The sequence below is a fragment of the Acinetobacter lactucae genome (assembly GCF_013344765.1).
GTDB classification, from domain to species: Bacteria; Pseudomonadota; Gammaproteobacteria; order Pseudomonadales; family Moraxellaceae; genus Acinetobacter; species Acinetobacter lactucae_A.
Genome location: NZ_JABVBF010000072.1, coordinates 1 through 15,960, shown reverse-complemented (window position 1 = coordinate 15,960; position 15,960 = coordinate 1). Strand labels below are relative to the sequence as shown.

Annotated in this window: 14 protein-coding genes; 10 read left to right on the top strand and 4 right to left on the bottom strand. The window is 39.7% G+C overall.

Going from position 1 to position 15,960, the window contains the following annotated elements; all coding sequences use genetic code 11:
- The first annotated feature begins 118 nt into the window (after positions 1-118).
- The gene (locus HUN22_RS09205; RefSeq protein ID WP_174728381.1) at positions 119-538 is read left to right on the top strand and encodes a DUF596 domain-containing protein; all 420 of its coding nucleotides are present in this window, start codon (positions 119-121) and stop codon (positions 536-538) included.
- Positions 539-571: 33 nt separating this feature from the next.
- Here the strand turns inward: HUN22_RS09205 and HUN22_RS09200 are convergent, their stop codons facing one another.
- On the bottom strand, positions 572-1,486 hold the full coding sequence (locus tag HUN22_RS09200) for a LysR family transcriptional regulator (protein WP_174728378.1): 915 nt from the start codon (positions 1,484-1,486) through the stop codon (positions 572-574).
- A gap of 96 nt (positions 1,487-1,582) precedes the next feature.
- Here HUN22_RS09200 and HUN22_RS09195 point away from each other — a divergent pair, with 96 nt between their 5' ends.
- From HUN22_RS09195 to HUN22_RS09185, 3 genes are all read left to right on the top strand, one after another.
- Entirely contained in the window at positions 1,583-2,965 is a 1,383-nt protein-coding gene (locus HUN22_RS09195) for an aspartate aminotransferase family protein (protein ID WP_174728375.1), read from the top strand.
- Between the two features lie 54 nt (positions 2,966-3,019).
- A complete protein-coding gene (locus HUN22_RS09190; protein ID WP_174728372.1) occupies positions 3,020-4,585 on the top strand; it encodes a CoA-acylating methylmalonate-semialdehyde dehydrogenase in 1,566 nt (521 codons plus the stop codon).
- A 110-nt stretch (positions 4,586-4,695) separates the two neighbouring features.
- Positions 4,696-6,087: an amino acid permease gene (locus tag HUN22_RS09185; RefSeq protein ID WP_174728369.1), complete on the top strand. Its 1,392-nt coding sequence runs from the start codon at positions 4,696-4,698 to the stop codon at positions 6,085-6,087.
- Between the two features lie 101 nt (positions 6,088-6,188).
- Here HUN22_RS09185 and HUN22_RS09180 read toward each other — a convergent pair whose 3' ends face one another.
- Entirely contained in the window at positions 6,189-7,082 is an 894-nt protein-coding gene (locus HUN22_RS09180; protein WP_013197793.1) for a LysR family transcriptional regulator, read from the bottom strand.
- A gap of 154 nt (positions 7,083-7,236) precedes the next feature.
- Here HUN22_RS09180 and HUN22_RS09175 point away from each other — a divergent pair, with 154 nt between their 5' ends.
- The 5 genes from HUN22_RS09175 to HUN22_RS09155 all read left to right on the top strand — a co-directional run bounded on the left by HUN22_RS09175 (position 7,237) and on the right by HUN22_RS09155 (position 12,346).
- Positions 7,237-8,274, top strand: coding sequence for a cupin domain-containing protein (locus HUN22_RS09175; RefSeq protein ID WP_174728366.1), 1,038 nt, complete (start codon positions 7,237-7,239; stop codon positions 8,272-8,274).
- Positions 8,275-8,301: 27 nt separating this feature from the next.
- Positions 8,302-9,522: a 3-hydroxybenzoate 6-monooxygenase gene (locus tag HUN22_RS09170; protein ID WP_174728363.1), complete on the top strand. Its 1,221-nt coding sequence runs from the start codon at positions 8,302-8,304 to the stop codon at positions 9,520-9,522.
- A complete protein-coding gene (gene maiA / locus HUN22_RS09165; protein WP_174728360.1) occupies positions 9,519-10,157 on the top strand; it encodes a maleylacetoacetate isomerase in 639 nt (212 codons plus the stop codon). The genes HUN22_RS09170 and maiA overlap by 4 nt, the downstream gene beginning before the upstream one ends.
- A 32-nt stretch (positions 10,158-10,189) precedes the next feature.
- On the top strand, positions 10,190-10,891 hold the full coding sequence (locus tag HUN22_RS09160) for a fumarylacetoacetate hydrolase family protein (protein ID WP_174728357.1): 702 nt from the start codon (positions 10,190-10,192) through the stop codon (positions 10,889-10,891).
- Between the two features lie 111 nt (positions 10,892-11,002).
- Positions 11,003-12,346 (top strand): MFS transporter, encoded by a 1,344-nt coding sequence (locus HUN22_RS09155; protein ID WP_174728354.1) that lies wholly within the window; start codon positions 11,003-11,005, stop codon positions 12,344-12,346.
- A 78-nt stretch (positions 12,347-12,424) separates the two neighbouring features.
- On the opposite strand, the gene HUN22_RS09150 is transcribed toward HUN22_RS09155, so the two are convergent.
- Both HUN22_RS09150 and HUN22_RS09145 read right to left on the bottom strand, forming a co-directional pair.
- The gene (locus HUN22_RS09150) at positions 12,425-13,510 is read right to left on the bottom strand and encodes an HlyD family secretion protein (RefSeq protein ID WP_174728351.1); all 1,086 of its coding nucleotides are present in this window, start codon (positions 13,508-13,510) and stop codon (positions 12,425-12,427) included.
- Positions 13,507-15,084, bottom strand: coding sequence for an MFS transporter (locus HUN22_RS09145; RefSeq protein ID WP_174728348.1), 1,578 nt, complete (start codon positions 15,082-15,084; stop codon positions 13,507-13,509). Before HUN22_RS09145 ends, HUN22_RS09150 begins: the two co-directional genes overlap by 4 nt.
- A gap of 166 nt (positions 15,085-15,250) precedes the next feature.
- Here HUN22_RS09145 and HUN22_RS09140 point away from each other — a divergent pair, with 166 nt between their 5' ends.
- Complete coding sequence (locus HUN22_RS09140; protein ID WP_174728345.1) at positions 15,251-15,865, top strand: TetR/AcrR family transcriptional regulator; 615 nt, start codon at positions 15,251-15,253, stop codon at positions 15,863-15,865.
- The last annotated feature ends 95 nt before the right edge of the window (positions 15,866-15,960 follow it).

Sequence of the window (15,960 nt, the reverse complement as noted above, 5' to 3'; positions counted from 1 at the left end):
CAAATTCTGCGGTAACTCCAAAGGCTCGATAGGCCTTAGAAATAAAAAATAATCCAAGTTTGAAAAATATTTCAAGTAAGGATAAGTATGAAATTAAATTTTGATAAGTAGATATACCATGAATAATTTTCAATTTAGCGATGATCAAGTTGACTATATGTTAAATTTTCAAGAAGCTAAGTATCATCATTTAGGATGGTTATGGGATGCAATTGACAGCTTAGAACGGAATATCGGCTTATCCGTAAGTTTAATAAATAATTTTGCTTTGAAAAAAGAATTTTTTTTCAATATGTTGAGGAAGTTAATTTTAGAAAATAAACTAAAATTAGCTAGAAACAATAAAATATTAGATGATGAAATTTCAGGTATTTTATCTGAATTTAGCTTAATTTTTCCTATATCTGAGGAGTCTTGTGAAGGTCTTGGTGGTGTACATGCGTGGTTTATGCTTAACAGTGATGAGTATTGCCCTTTTTGGTCAGTCTGGGTAGATATAGATGAAAATGGTAATGAAAAATTGTGGTGGGCAGAATAAAAGTAAGTCTAAATAGAAGAAAGTTTTCTTTTTTTAACGTCCAACCCGCTTCTCAAGCATATCCATAAAGGTTTTTAAAATAATATTATGGTTTTTGCCTTTGTGAGTAATTAAGCAAATAGGCGTGCTGTAGTGCATTTTTTCTTTTGAAACAGCTTGCATAAAACCATCTTCAACCCATTTTTTTGCATAGTGGTCGGGTAAAAAGCCCAAGAATTTTCCAGTTAAAATCAGAAATGCAATTCCTTCTCGATCACTTGCTGTCGCTTTACAATCTAAAAGCTGGTGCAACTTTGCTGCTTCTGGTGTGATCGCATAATTGGGAAGCACAGCTTGCCATTTTTTTAATTCATCTAAATCCATCTTGCTACATTTGCCAAACAAGGGATGGTTTTTACCGCAATACAAAAATGAACTTTCGCTATATAAATCAAAATAGTCTAGGCCAGACAGCGGAGTCACAAGGGGAATTGCTCCTGCATGTAAACGGTTGTCTAGCACACGGCATTCAATATCTGAAAGGGTGCTCATGCTAATGTTAATAATCACTTCAGAATGTTCTTCGGCAAGTTGTGCCAGCGTATTGGTAATGTAGGCACTTGGCATGGTCACGAGGTTATTAATAATACCTATATTAAACTCACCCTTTAGACGATTATGCATTTGATTGACTTTAGAGCGAAAGTCTTCGATAGAAGCAGTGAGCACTTCTATATATTCTAAAATTTCCCGTCCTTCATCAGTTAATGCAAACCCTGCGCGGCCACGTTGGCATAACCGAATGCCCAAACGATTTTCTAAATCGCTCATATGCAAACTAATTGCAGAGCGGCTAATGCCAAGAATACTTTCGGCAGACGTAAAGCTGTGACAGTCACAAACCGTTTTAAATACTTTAAGTAATTTAATATCAAAATCAGTGACTTGATTTAATTTTTTAGGTTTCATTTAGTTTTGTTTTTTTAAATCTAAACTCAAGATAATTTGAATTTATCAAAACTATGTCGCTCTGTACACTCAAAAAATAGCCTCAAAACAAGAAGAGTGATTATGTTTGATATCGACAAATTAACTGATGGTGATTCTGCATCGGAAACCGTTCAATCAAATGCTCAGATGAGCTTAAATTATCAAGCGCATTGGATGCCATTTTCCGCAAATCGTAATTTCCATAAAGATCCACGCATGATTGTTGGTGCTAAAGGATCTTATTTAATTGATAGTGCAGGCCGTGAAGTCTACGACTCATTATCAGGTCTGTGGACTTGCGGTGCAGGGCATACACTTCCTGAAATTCAGCAAGCCGTGAGTACTCAGTTGGCAAAGCTGGATTACTCTCCAGCATTTCAGTTTGGTCATCCATTATCGTTTCAATTGGCTGAACGAATTATTCAACATATGCCTGAAAAATTGCAGCATGTGTTCTTTACCGACTCAGGTTCAGAGTCTGCCGACACCGCAATTAAAATGGCGCGTGCCTATTGGCGAATTAAAGGCAAACCAAGCAAAACCAAGTTGATTGGTCGCGCACGTGGCTACCATGGTGTAAACGTTGCGGGAACAAGCCTAGGTGGTATCGGTGGCAACCGAAAAATGTTTGGTCAGCTTATGGATGTAGACCACTTACCACATACTTTACAGCCCGATTTAAGTTTTACCAAAGGCTGTGCTGAAACTGGTGGTGTAGAGCTTGCCAATGAAATGCTTAAGTTAATTGAGCTACATGATGCTTCGAATATTGCTGCCGTTATTGTAGAGCCTGTTTCTGGTTCGGCAGGATGCATTGTGCCGCCGACTGGTTATTTAAAACGCTTAAGAGAAATCTGTGATCAACACGATATCTTACTTATTTTTGACGAAGTCATTACTGGTTTTGGGCGAATGGGGAAATGGACGGCTTCAGAATATTTTGACGTGACACCAGATATTTTAAATTTTGCCAAACAAATTACTAACGGCGCTATTCCGCTGGGTGGCGTGGTGGCAAGCCATGAAATTTATGATGCCTTTATGCAGCAAGATTTACCTGAACATGCGGTTGAGTTTACCCATGGCTATACCTATTCGGCGCATCCAGTAGCTTGTGCGGCGGCCTTAGCAACACTAGATGTTTTAGAGAAGAAAAATTTAATTTATCAATCGGCTGCTTTAGCTCCAAGCTTTGAAAAACTTTTACATGAATTAAAAGGCGCTCCAAATATTATCGATATACGCAACTGTGGGCTGATTGGTGCTGTGCAATTGGCACCCCGTGATGGCGATGCGACGATTCGTGGTTTTGAAATTGGCATGCAGCTTTGGAAAGCGGGTTTCTATGTGCGTTTTGGCGGCGACACGCTTCAGTTTGGTCCAATGTTTAATAGCACGGAAGTAGAGTTGCAACGACTCATGGATGCTGTCGGTGAGGCAATTTACCAAGTCAAATAACACTGATCGACTTAGAACTTAATTGGAAAAGATGAATAGACACAAGGAATAAAGATGAACACTTTAGAGAACTTTGACAATAACACGGTTGCCAACACAGACACCGATTCAAGTCAGCAAACCGTTAAAGTGGTAGGGCATTTTATTGATGGTGGACTCGTCACTAAAACCACCAAGAAACAGCCTGTTTATAATCCTGCGACTGGTGAGAGTACTAAAGATGTTGCACTTGCAGACGCAGAGCTGGTCAACAAAGTGGTTCAAATTGCAGAGCAGGCTTTTCCAGCATGGCGTGATACACCAGTGATTAAACGTGCACGTGTCATGTTTAAATTTAAGCAATTACTCGAAGAAAATGCTGACAAGCTTTGTGAGCTCATTGGCGAAGAGCATGGAAAAATTTGCCATGATGCTAAAGGTGAATTACAACGTGGCATTGAAAATGTTGAATATGCATGTGGTGCGCCTGAGTTTTTAAAAGGCGAATATTCAAAAAATGTGGGCCCAGATATTGATTCGTGGAGTGAGTTCCAACCGCTAGGTGTGGTTGCAGGTATTACGCCTTTTAACTTCCCCGCAATGGTTCCATTGTGGATGTTCCCAATGGCGATTGTTTGCGGTAACTGTTTTATTTTAAAACCTTCAGAAAAAGCGCCTTCTGCTGCCTTATTTTTAGCGGAGCTTCTAAAACAAGCTGGATTGCCTGATGGTGTTTTTAGTGTTGTAAATGGTGATAAAGAGGCAGTTGATACATTGTTGCATCATCCTAAAATTCAAGCGGTTAGCTTTGTTGGGTCAACGCCTATTGCGGAGTACATATACCGCACGGCAACGGCGAGTGGTAAGCGCTGCCAAGCTTTAGGCGGAGCAAAGAACCATGCCATTATTATGCCTGATGCCGATATTGATAATGTCGTGACTTCTTTATTAGGTGCTGCATTTGGCTCATCTGGTGAACGTTGTATGGCGTTATCAGTCGCAGTTGCAATTGGCGATGAAGTTGCCGATGTGGTGATCGAAAAATTAAAACAAGAAATGAAGCAATTAAAGTTTGGGCACTATGCAGATGAGCGTAATGACTTCGGACCGCTCATTACGCAAGCACATAAAGATAAGGTTCAAGCTTTTATTCAAAGTGCAGAGCAACAAGGTGCTAAAATTGTTGTTGATGGTCGTGATGCAAAACCGGCAGGTTATGAAAAAGGTTTTTTTGTCGGGCCAACTTTAATTGATCAAGTTTCACCAGACATGACAAGTTACCAGCAAGAAATATTTGGCCCTGTTTTACAGGTCATTCGTGTACAAACCATGCAAGATGCAATGCAACTCATTAATGACCATGAATATGGTAATGGAACATGTATTTACACTCGTGATGGCGAGGCTGCACGTTATTTTACGACCAATATTCAAGTCGGTATGGTTGGGGTCAATGTGCCATTGCCTGTACCAGTTGCATATCATAGCTTTGGTGGTTGGAAGCGTTCATTATTCGGTGATTTATATGCGTATGGCCCAGATGGTGTGCGTTTTTATACGCGCCGTAAAACCATTACCCAACGTTGGCCTTCAACGCAAGTTCGTGAAGCCAAACAATTTGCTATGCCTACATTAAATTAATCAATAAAAAGGGAAAACTCTGATTTTCCCTTTTTTGTTTCGTACAAGTTGGAGAAGTACATTTTTTAAGACGGTTTTAAAATCAGTTTGTCAATTTGAAGGAATCGAATATGAACAATGATAAAACAATAAAATTAAGTGAAGGACTTTCTAATCGACATGTCACCATGATTAGTATTGGTGGTGTTATTGGCGCAGGTTTATTTGTAGGCTCTTCTGCGGCAATTGCTAAAGCAGGACCTGCTGCCGTACTCGCTTATATAATTACAAGTATTTTAGTTTTTTTGGTCATGCGCATGCTGGGAGAAATGGCGGTAGCGCAACCCGATACAGGTTCATTTTCTACATATGCCCGTAAAGCCATCGGTCCTTGGGCTGGGTTTACCATTGGATGGTTATATTGGTGGTTCTGGGTGTTGGTGATTCCCATTGAAGCCATTGCTGGAGCTGAAATTTTACACGCTTGGTTTCCGCAAATTTCTAGTGCTGTTTATGCGTTTGCCTTTATTATTTTACTCAGTCTAGCTAACTTTTTTAGTACCAAAAGCTTTGGTGAATTTGAGTTTTGGTTTGCACTCATTAAAGTTATTGCGATTGTAGTGTTTATTATCATTGGAGCAATGGCTGTATTTGGAATGTGGCCTTTAGCAACAAATGTCAGTGGCGTTGGTAACCTATTTTCAAATGGTGGTTTTATGCCACACGGAATGGGCGGTGTTTTATCAGCCATTTTAATCTCAGCATTTTCATTTTTTGGAATAGAAATTCTTTCTATTGCAGCGGCCGAATCTAAAAATCCAGAAGAAAAAATTAAACGTGCAACCAATTTGGTGCTTTACCGAATTATTTTATTCTTTGTAGTTTCGATTTTTCTTGCGGTTGCTTTGGTCGATTGGCGTTCGCCAGACTTACAAAAATTTGGCACCTTTCAGTTTGTATTAATGAGTCTGAATGTTCCCGAGACTAAACTCATTATGGACACGGTTGTTTTTATTGCGGTTGCAAGCTGTATGAATGCCGCAGTTTATACCTCGTCTCGAATGTTATTTGCCTTAGGTATACGTCAGGAAGCACCGAGTGTTGTGACAAAAATTAATAGAGCAGGTGTACCGACTTCTGCTGTGTTTTTGTCTACTTTGATTGGTGTGGTCTGCTGTGCGGTCAACTATATGTTTCCTGGGCAAGTCTTTGGGTTCTTGTTATCCACTACAGGTTCAATCGCATTACTGGTTTACCTAGTGATCGCATTTTCACAACTACGTTTAAGACATAAATTGGAAAAAGAAAGAGCAGCAATATCTTTTAAAATGTGGTTGTTCCCGTGGTTAACGTGGTTTGTAATTTTAGTGATTATGACTGTTTTAGGTTATATGTTCTTGTCACCAGCCTATAGTTATGAAACCACTTTATCTTTAGGCGTCACTTTATTGGTGGTCATTTGCGGGTTGTTTGTCACGCGAAAGCGTAAAGCAACCAGATCGGTTGCCATGAATTTAGATTAATTAAAAAAGCGTTTATAAAGACTTTGTGTAGTGAAATTTTATTCATCTATGCAAAGTCTTTTTATTTTTATTAGACTTTTAATGGTGTCTGTTTAAATATTCTATTCAGAAAAAAGCTCAAAACATACTCTTCTTAACCATTGGTTGCTTGGTGTCTGATGAACTCGTGCATGCCAATGCTGCTTTACACTATAAGTTGGAAAATGATAAGGCGGTTCTAAAACTTTTAAACCACCTCTGACTAAAAGCACCTGACTTAAATAATGAGGAATGGTCGCAATCGCGTCTGTGTCTTGAACAACCAAGCCAACTCCTAAATAGCTTGGCAAACGAACCAGGATATTTCGGTTTACTCCCAGTTTTTGTAACTCATGCTCCAGCACATAGTGTCCACCAGTTGCAAAAATATCGACATGTAACTCTTGGCGAAATTCTTGGTCTGAAAGGGTGGTGCCTGTAAGCCTTGGGTGTTCTTTACTGGCAATGCAAATATAACGTTGTTGGAAAAGCGTTTGCTGATAAAAACCTGCTTCAAGCTGAGGCAAAAAACCAATAGCCAAATCAATATCACCGTTTGACATCATTACTGGTGTATTGGCATCAATTGGGACAATTTCTAGGCGAATATTGGGGGCATGGGCACGTAAATAATTGATCAGTTTAGGTAATAAAACAAGATGACTAATATCAGTCATGCTGATTTTAAATTGATAATTTGAAGTCTGTGGGTCAAATTCAATATTGTAGTTTTGAACCAGTTTTAGTCGATTCAAAATTTCTACAACCAGCGGATATATTTGTTTAGATAACTCAGTAGGTTGCATCTTATTTTCAATACGGACAAAAAGTGGGTCTTGAAAATGCTCACGTAATTTATTTAACGCAATACTTAAAGTCGGTTGTCCAATTTCAAGCTGTTCGGCAGCTTTAGACACACTGCTATGTTTATAAATTTCAAAGAAAATTTGTAAAAGCCGAGTATCAAGATCAAACACTTTAACTTCCTTGTATTGATTTTATCAATACAGACTATTGCTTTTTGTGCATGGATTCAACAATTTTCGATTGCTACATTGATGATCAAGGAAGAATAGGTCGTAAAAGTACAAAGCATTCTTGTACAAATTGGCCTTAAATAGAGGATCTGAAATGGAACAGTTAGCAACGTTAGATGACTTGCCAAAACGTTATCTTGGTCAACTTGAAGAATCAAATTTAGTCCCTTTATGGCCAAGTTTACGCAATGTATTGCCCCCGCATAAACCGATGCCGCAAACCGTAGCCACCGCTTGGTATTTTCAGAATATTAAACCTTTATTGCTCGAAGCAGGTGAGTTAACACCGATTGAAAAAGCTGAACGCCGTGTATTGGTGTTAGCCAATCCCGGACATGGTTTGGAAAATATGAAAGCCAGTTCGGTCATGTATCTTGGCATGCAGCTTTTATTGCCAAAAGAGTGGGCGCCATCACATCGACATACCCCAAATGCAGTGCGTCTGATTGTTGAAGGTGAAGGTGCTTATACGACGGTTGAAGGTCAAAAATGCATGATGGAGCATGGGGATTTAATCCTTACGCCATCAGGGCTTTGGCATGAACATGGACATGATGGCGATGAGCCTGTCATTTGGTTAGATGTGCTGGATTTACCTTTGGTTTATTACATGGAAGCTTCTTATGTACAACCGGGTGAAATCCAAAAAGTGACCAGTGCTGGAAATGCCCATCATTATGGAACGGGTATTGTACCAACTGCACATTTTAACCGTGAAAATGCCTCGTATCCGATCATGCGCTACTCTTGGAAAGAAACCAAAAAAGTTTTGCACGCGCTTGCAGATGATAAAAACCATCAAGCCCCAATTCAGGTGACTTACATCAATCCTGAAACTGGCGATGACTGTCAAAATATTATTGGTTACTCAGCTTTAATGCTAAGACCAAATGAAATGCTACAGCTCCAACCGCGCTCTACTGCCCAAATTTTTCATGTGATTGACGGTCAGCTCCAAGTCAAAATTGATCAGAAAGATTTCAATTTAAATAAAGCTGATACAGCATGTGCACCATGTTTTTCTCATATTGATTTAATCAATACCTCAGATCAACCATGTTATTTGTTTATTGCAGATGAAGCGCCCTTACAACGGAAACTGGGTTTGTACTCTGTGCGTGAGCGCCAGTAAATAGGATATTTTATAAGGAAATAAATCATGTCAAATACTCAACAACCGATATTAATTGCTGGTGGCGGCATTGGCGGGTTTGCAGCTGCACTCGCTTTGGCAAAACAAGGTTTTAAAGTACAAGTTTTTGAACAAGCCCCTGAAATTGGTGAGATCGGTGCAGGTATTCAATTAGGCCCGAACGCATTTCATGCTTTTGATGCGCTAGGAATTGGTGAGATTGCTCGCAGTAAAGCGGTCTATACCGACTATATGGTCATGCATGATGCAATTGATGAATATCAAGTCGGTAAAATTCCAACCGATGAAAAATTCCGTGAACGTTTTGGTAACCCATATGCGGTGATTCACCGTGCTGATATTCATGGTTCATTGGTTGAAGGCGCAAAACAATACGGCCACTTAGAAATTATCACTAATTGTCATATTCAAAAAGTTGACCAAGATGATGCTGGCGTAACGATTACCGATCAAAATGGGAAACAATATCATGGTCAGGCACTTATCGGTGCGGACGGGGTTAAATCTGTTGTGCGTGACACCTATGTGGGTGACCCTGCATTGGTTACAGGTCATGTGGTTTATCGTGCTGTAGTACCTGAAAGCGAGTTTCCTGAAGACTTGAAATGGAATGCAGCCAGTATTTGGGTCGGACCAAATTGTCACCTTGTGCATTATCCACTACGCGGCGGAAAAGAATATAACGTTGTGGTGACGTTCCATAGCCGTGAGCAAGAGCTGTGGGGTGTAACCGACGGCTCTAAAGAAGAAGTACTGTCTTATTTTCAAGGAATTTGTCCGAAAGCTCGTCAATTGATTGAGTTACCTAAAAGCTGGCGCCGCTGGGCAACCGCAGACCGTGAACCGATTGAAACATGGACTTTTGGCCGTGTGACATTACTTGGCGATGCAGCACATCCAACCACGCAATATATGGCGCAAGGTGCATGTATGGCGATGGAAGACGCCGTAACTTTAGATGAAGCGTTACGTGTTACCGACCATGACATTTTAAAAGCTTTTGATCTTTATCAAAAAGCACGAGTAGCACGTACAGCGCGCATTGTTTTGTCTTCACGTGAAATGGGCAAAATTTACCATGCCAAAGGTGTGCAACGCTTGGTTCGCAATGATTTGTGGCGTGGACGTCCTACTGAACGTTTTTATGATGCAATGGAGTGGTTATATGGTTGGAATGTCAATAACTGCCTTGATGCAGTGAAAAACTATCACGGGAATGTGGCATGAAACTTTATAGCTTTTTCCGTAGCGGTACATCGCATCGAACTCGCATAGTGTTGAACCTAAAGGGTTTGGCTTACGAAGCGGCTTATATCTCGCTCGCTAAAAACGAGCACCATCATGCTGCTTTTAAAGCTTTAAATCCGCAAGGTTTTGTACCAGTACTTGAAACTGAGTCGGGAAACTTGTTGCAAAGTCCAGCCATTATCGAATGGCTAGAAGAACAATATCCCGAACCCGCTTTATTACCTATAGATGCATTGGGTCGTGAAAAGGTCCGTGCCATTGCGGCATTAGTTGGATGTGACATTCATCCCTTAAATAACAAGCGTGTTCTTGAATATTTACGCCAGAACTTAGGGCTGGATGAAGCACAAATCAATGCATGGTGTGCCAAGTGGATTCAGGATGGATTTGCTGCTTTAGAGCATATTTTGGAACAAGACCAAAATCGCGAAAAGTTCTGCTATGGCAAGCAACCGACCATTGCAGATGCCTATTTAGTTCCACAAGTAGTTTCTGCCGAGCGCTTTAAAGTCGATTTATCGGCTTATCCAAACATTAATGAAATTTACCAACATTGCATGACCTTAGAAGCATTTCAAAAAGCAGCGCCTGAACAGCAGGCTGATGCATTTTGAGTCGTGATTAACTTAATAGAAGGAATCCATATATGTCATTTATTTTTGAACCAATGACCACTGCGGGTCTATTTATTCACGGCTCAGCGCATAAATTTCCAGTACGCCGTGTGTATTGCGTTGGCCGTAACTATGCTGCTCATGCACGTGAAATGGGTTTTGACCCAGACCGTGAACCACCATTTTTCTTTTGTAAACCAAATGACCTTGAATCGATTGTTCCGGTAAATACAGATGCGGTTGATATTCCATATCCATCTGAAACTTCAAATTTTCATTATGAAATCGAATTGGTCGTTGCGATTGGTAAAGATGCCAAAAATGTCTCAGTTGAAGATGCAGTGAACTATATCTATGGCTATGCAGTTGGTTTAGATATGACACGCCGTGATTTACAGATGGCAATGCGTGAAAAAGGACGTCCATGGGAAATTGGCAAGGCTTTTGATTTTTCTGCGCCAATTGGCCCAATTCATCCGATTACTCAAACGGGTGAAATCAATAGTGCCGATATTCATTTAACGGTAAATGGTAAAACTGAACAGCACAGTGATGTCAGTCATCTGATTTGGTCTGTGGCCGAAACGATTGCCAATTTATCGACGTTATTTGAACTAAAAGCAGGTGATTTGATTTTTACAGGAACTCCAGAAGGTGTGGGTCCTGTAGTGAAAGGTGATGTTATGCGTGCAGACATTACTGGACTTACTGGAATTACGGTGAATGTGAAATAAATCAAATTGATCTGATTTATTGAAATAGGTGCTCAACCTAAATAAAAAATACAGTTGGGCACCTTTGCTAAGGATTGCATATACGCCAATGTATTGGCGAAAGGAGCTCTCATGTCTCAAAATTCTATAGACGTACAAAGTTTCATTGATGAAATACCACTATCGTCTTTGCAAAAATTAATCATGTGGTTGTGTTTTTTGATTGTTGCGATTGATGGTTTTGATACCGCGGCAGTTGGGTTTATTGCACCTGCTTTAAAGGCTGAATGGGGGTTGCAAGCAACCGATTTGGCACCTTTATTTGGCGCTGGCTTGTTTGGACTGATGGCTGGTGCACTCATTTTCGGGCCGTTATCCGATAAATTAGGCCGTAAACCGATTTTGATTGGTTCGGTCATTATGTTTGGAATTGCCAGTGTTTTTGCCTCTTTTTCAGCAGATTTACAAACCCTGATTATTTGGAGATTTCTCACTGGTTTGGGCTTAGGCGGAGCTTTACCCAATGCAATTACTTTAACCTCTGAATATGCGCCTACATCTCGCCGTTCTAATTTAGTGACGATGATGTTTTGTGGTTTTACCATTGGATCTGCTCTTGGCGGTATCCTTTCTGCTCAGTTACTTCCGCATATTGGTTGGCACGGTATTTTGCTCATTGGGGGCGTATTGCCGTTAGCGACCGTACCTTTCTTATATTTTTTATTACCTGAATCTATTCGATTTTTAGTGCTAAAAAAGAAGAGCACGGAGAAAATTGAAAAGATTATTCATCGTATTGCACCGCATTTAAATAGCACACCAACTTTGGTTCCAACAGTCAATGAAGTCGAAAAATCAAGCTTGAAAGATTTGTTTAATAAAGGCTTTGCTTTGGGCACTTTTTTGATTTGGTTTACCTTTTTTATGAGCCTTCTCATTATTTATATGATTTCAAGTTGGATGCCTACTTTACTGACCAATGAAGGCTTTAACTTATCCAATGCGTCATGGCTGACTTCAATTTTTCAAATAGGTGGAACCATTGGTGCCATTGTCTTAGGCCTAATGATGGACAAGATGGATGCAACCAAAATTTTAAGTACGGCTTATGTTTTTGGTGGTTTTTTCCTGATTTGCTTAGGGTTTGGAATTGAACAGGCAAATACGGCTTTATTGATGTTCGCTATGTTTGGGGTAGGTGCAGGAATTAGTGGTTCGCAAGTAGGAGCAAATGCTTTTGCATCTAGTTTTTATCCAACACATTGCCGTGCAACAGGGGTAAGTTGGGCCAATGCAGTAGGGCGTTCTGGGTCGATTGTTGGATCAATTATGGGTGGCTGGTTAATGTCATTAAATCTATCCAGTTTTGAAATTCTAAGCATTCTAGCGATACCTGCTTTTTGTGCCGCGGTTTCGTTGTTACTCATTAAACACCTCAAAAAAGAACGCCACCAAGTTTTAACTAACCTAAGCTGAAAAGTCTTATAACTCCATAATTAAAAAAGAGACCGTAAATGGTCTCTTTTTTCTCTCATATTTTAAAATCTAGACTATCTATTTATTCGTATCTATTGAGACTAAAACCGATAAACCTGGGCGTAATAATTTAACGTCTTTTTGATTTTCAATGAGCTTGATTCGTAAAGGTAGGCGCTGAACAATCTTGGTAAAATTACCAGTTGCATTGGTTGCAGAGATTGGAGAGAAAAATGCGCCAGTAGAAGGAGAAAAACTATCTACTACGCCTTTTAGCTCAACGTTATAAGCATCTACATAGACATTAACAGGTTGTCCAATTTTTATTTGTTTTAGCTCAATTTCACGGAAGTTTGCTTCTACATAGACTTGGTCTAAAGGTACAACCACCATTAATGGATTACCAGCACTCACAAAGTTACCTACGTTAGCTGACTTTTGACCAATCATGCCATCAATAGGCGCACGAACTTCTGTATAACTCAAATTCAGTTTTGCTTTATCAAGTGCTGCTTGTGCTTGTTTAAGCGCAGCTTGTTTGGCTTGTACCTGAATCTTGTATTGGTTGAGCTGATACTGTGCATCAATCACTTTTTCTTTACTGCTGTCTAAGTCAGCATATTGTTCAGTCAAAGTAGTCTTAGATTGCTGTGTAATTAATCTAGACTCCGCTCCAAGTGCCTGTAGTTGCTCATAACGCGCCGTATTATCTTTTGTGAGTTTGATTCCAGCTTCTACTTTTCTCAGCTGTGCTTGAGTTTCTCGAATAACAGTCGGTTGTCTATCAACTGCGAGCATCGCTTCACTCACGTCAGCTTGTGCTTTTGCATAATTAGATTCAGCCTCAGCCAAAGCAGCTTGATAATCGCGCGCATCAATCCTTGCTAAAAGTTGGCCTTTTTTTACGGTCTGATGATCTTTAATATAAATTTCTTCAATATTGCCAGATACTTTAGGGGCAATGGTTGAATACTCTACATCCACACGCGCATCATCTGTTTCAACAATTGAAGAAGGTAAGAATATAAGTTTTAAAACCCATAAAATGGATGCTAAAACAATAATAAATGCGATAACCATAACCCAATGCTTTTTAAGATATTGCACCTTTGTTAACTTGGGTGGTTCGATGTTGGTGGTATCTTGGGCTTCGAGAGTACTCATAAAGGTTTTCCTGAGTTATGACTATTCATTAACTTAATGAGAGCAATACGTGGCGGATAAGTTCGAACTGGCAAAATCAGCATAACGATCAATAAAAATGCAGCCAATCCCGCTAAAATCAGATATTGATCGCTAATGACTAAAACAGATTGCTGCGCTTGAATCGCAGAATCTAGGGCTGATAAACCACCTGAAACACGTTCTGCGCCATTTTCAGTCAGTACAGGTGGGGTAAGAGGGTTAATAACAGGGCCTTGAATATTTTGGAAAACATGTTGGGCGGTATTTTCAATCAGTCGTGTTGAATGATATTCACCGCGTACCCGATTGATCCAATCCAAAATACAAACACCCAGTACACCGCTAATGGCACGCGGGGTATTAATCATTGGTGATGCATAAATCGCCATGGTTGGATGTACGCTGTTTGTTCCCATCATTAAGAGCGAAAGCACGACACAGGTTTGCCCCAAACATGAGATTGCATGCCAAAAATAAAACTGATCTTGATTCCAAGTCGTATCAAGCTGGCTTGCACCTAGGCAACCCGCGATGACTAGAAGTAAACCAAACCCGTGTACATAGCGGCTATCCACCCAAGCTTGATTTAAAAGCTTCACAACAATAGGAATATAGATAAATTGCAATGCCGCAATTTGTAAACCAATCCACATGGTCTGGGTCGGTTTATAGCCATGCACAGCACTGAGGTAATTCAGTGGTAATGTGCTTGTAGACATACCAATAATGACAAAGCAAAATAAAGCAAAAATTGCATACGCAAAATTTCGTATTTCGAGCATTTGCGGTTTAATTAATGGTGCTGGATAACGCCATTCATGAATGAAAAACCAAGGTAAAGTAATCGCACTGATTAAAGCCAATACACAAATTAATTGAGAATGGAACCAGTCTAAATGATTGCCATGCAACAACATGGTGCTCAGGCTCGCTAAGCTAATAATCGCTAAAATAGCGCCTGTCCAATCGTAAGTTTTTATTCTTGAATAATTCAATGGATCTTGGGGAATACCAAAATACACTAGTGCAGCGCTTAGCGCACAAAAAGGAATGGTTTGGAAAAATATCATCTTCCAGCCAATCACATCTAAATAAAATGCAGAGAGTGCGGCACTTAAGTTAGGAAAGAATGTTGCAGTTAATGCATAGCAAGCTAAGCCCCATAGCCGAATGTCAGGTCCTAAAAATCTAAGTGCACAGGCCATGAGCAAAGGAATGGTTAAACCATTGGCGAGCCCTTGTAAGCCACGCAATAAATAAAATATTTCGATATTTGGACTAAAAGGAATTAAAACGCTAGAAAAGAGGCAAAGTCCTATGGAAAAAAGAAGAACTCTGCGCATAGAAAAAATGACCGCCCAACTGGTGGACAGGATCATGCCAATAATCATGGCACTCGCGTAAATACTGTTAACCCAATAACCTGAGTCGACACTAATACCCATAGCTCCACGTATGTCGACTAAGGTAATGCTCGTGATGCGATTGTTAAATTCAACAGTCATTGCAGCAAATATTGCACCTGCTAAACCGATGAGTGGTTTTGTATTCATCTTTTACCTTAAATCTTAAACATCAATTCATTGCACGGAGCAGATATTTATCATGCTGTACCGATCGGTACTCTACTCTCTAATTAAATTTCCGTCAATTCTCGATTTTGAACTTTTCGATGAGTTACACTAAGAACGAAATCGCTAAAATTTTTATAAGGTCAATATGTCTGTTTCAACGAAAGCTAGTGAAAAAGATCAAAAAATTCTGGATGCGGCAACTAAGTTTTTTTTGATTCATGGTTTTAGTGGCACAACGACAGACATGATTCAAAAGGAAGCAGGGGTTTCCAAAGCAACCATGTATGGTTGCTATAAAAATAAAGAAGCGATGTTTGCTGCGGTGATTGAGCGTCAATGCACGAATATGCAAGAGCAAATCATTTTGGTCGAGACAAAAGCTGAAAACTTACGCTCAGCTTTAACCGAGATTGGAAAGACCTATCTATGTTTTATATTATCGCATTCAGGATTAGCATTTTTTAGAGTTTGTATTGCAGAAGCAGTTAGATTTCCCGAGTTATCTGAAAAATTCTTTCGAGTTGGCCCACAACGCCTTGCAAATATTATTGCGGGTTATCTTGAAAAATCTCAAAAGAATAATGAGATTGAGTTAAATTCTTCTGCTGATATAGCAGCAAATATATTCTTGGCATTATTACGAAGTGATGCCCACCTAAAATGCCTAACACACCCTAATTATACAATTTCGGAGAGTGAGATTAGTACTTGGGTCGAATACACAGTTGATTTATTTATGAAAAATATAAGTTGTCACTAGAGTTGTGTGCTGGAAGTTTATTTAGTCTTAAATTGAACTCTTTTTTAGCTTTATCAGCAGTAAGAGAAAATGTCTCGTGGTAGAAAATATATTTA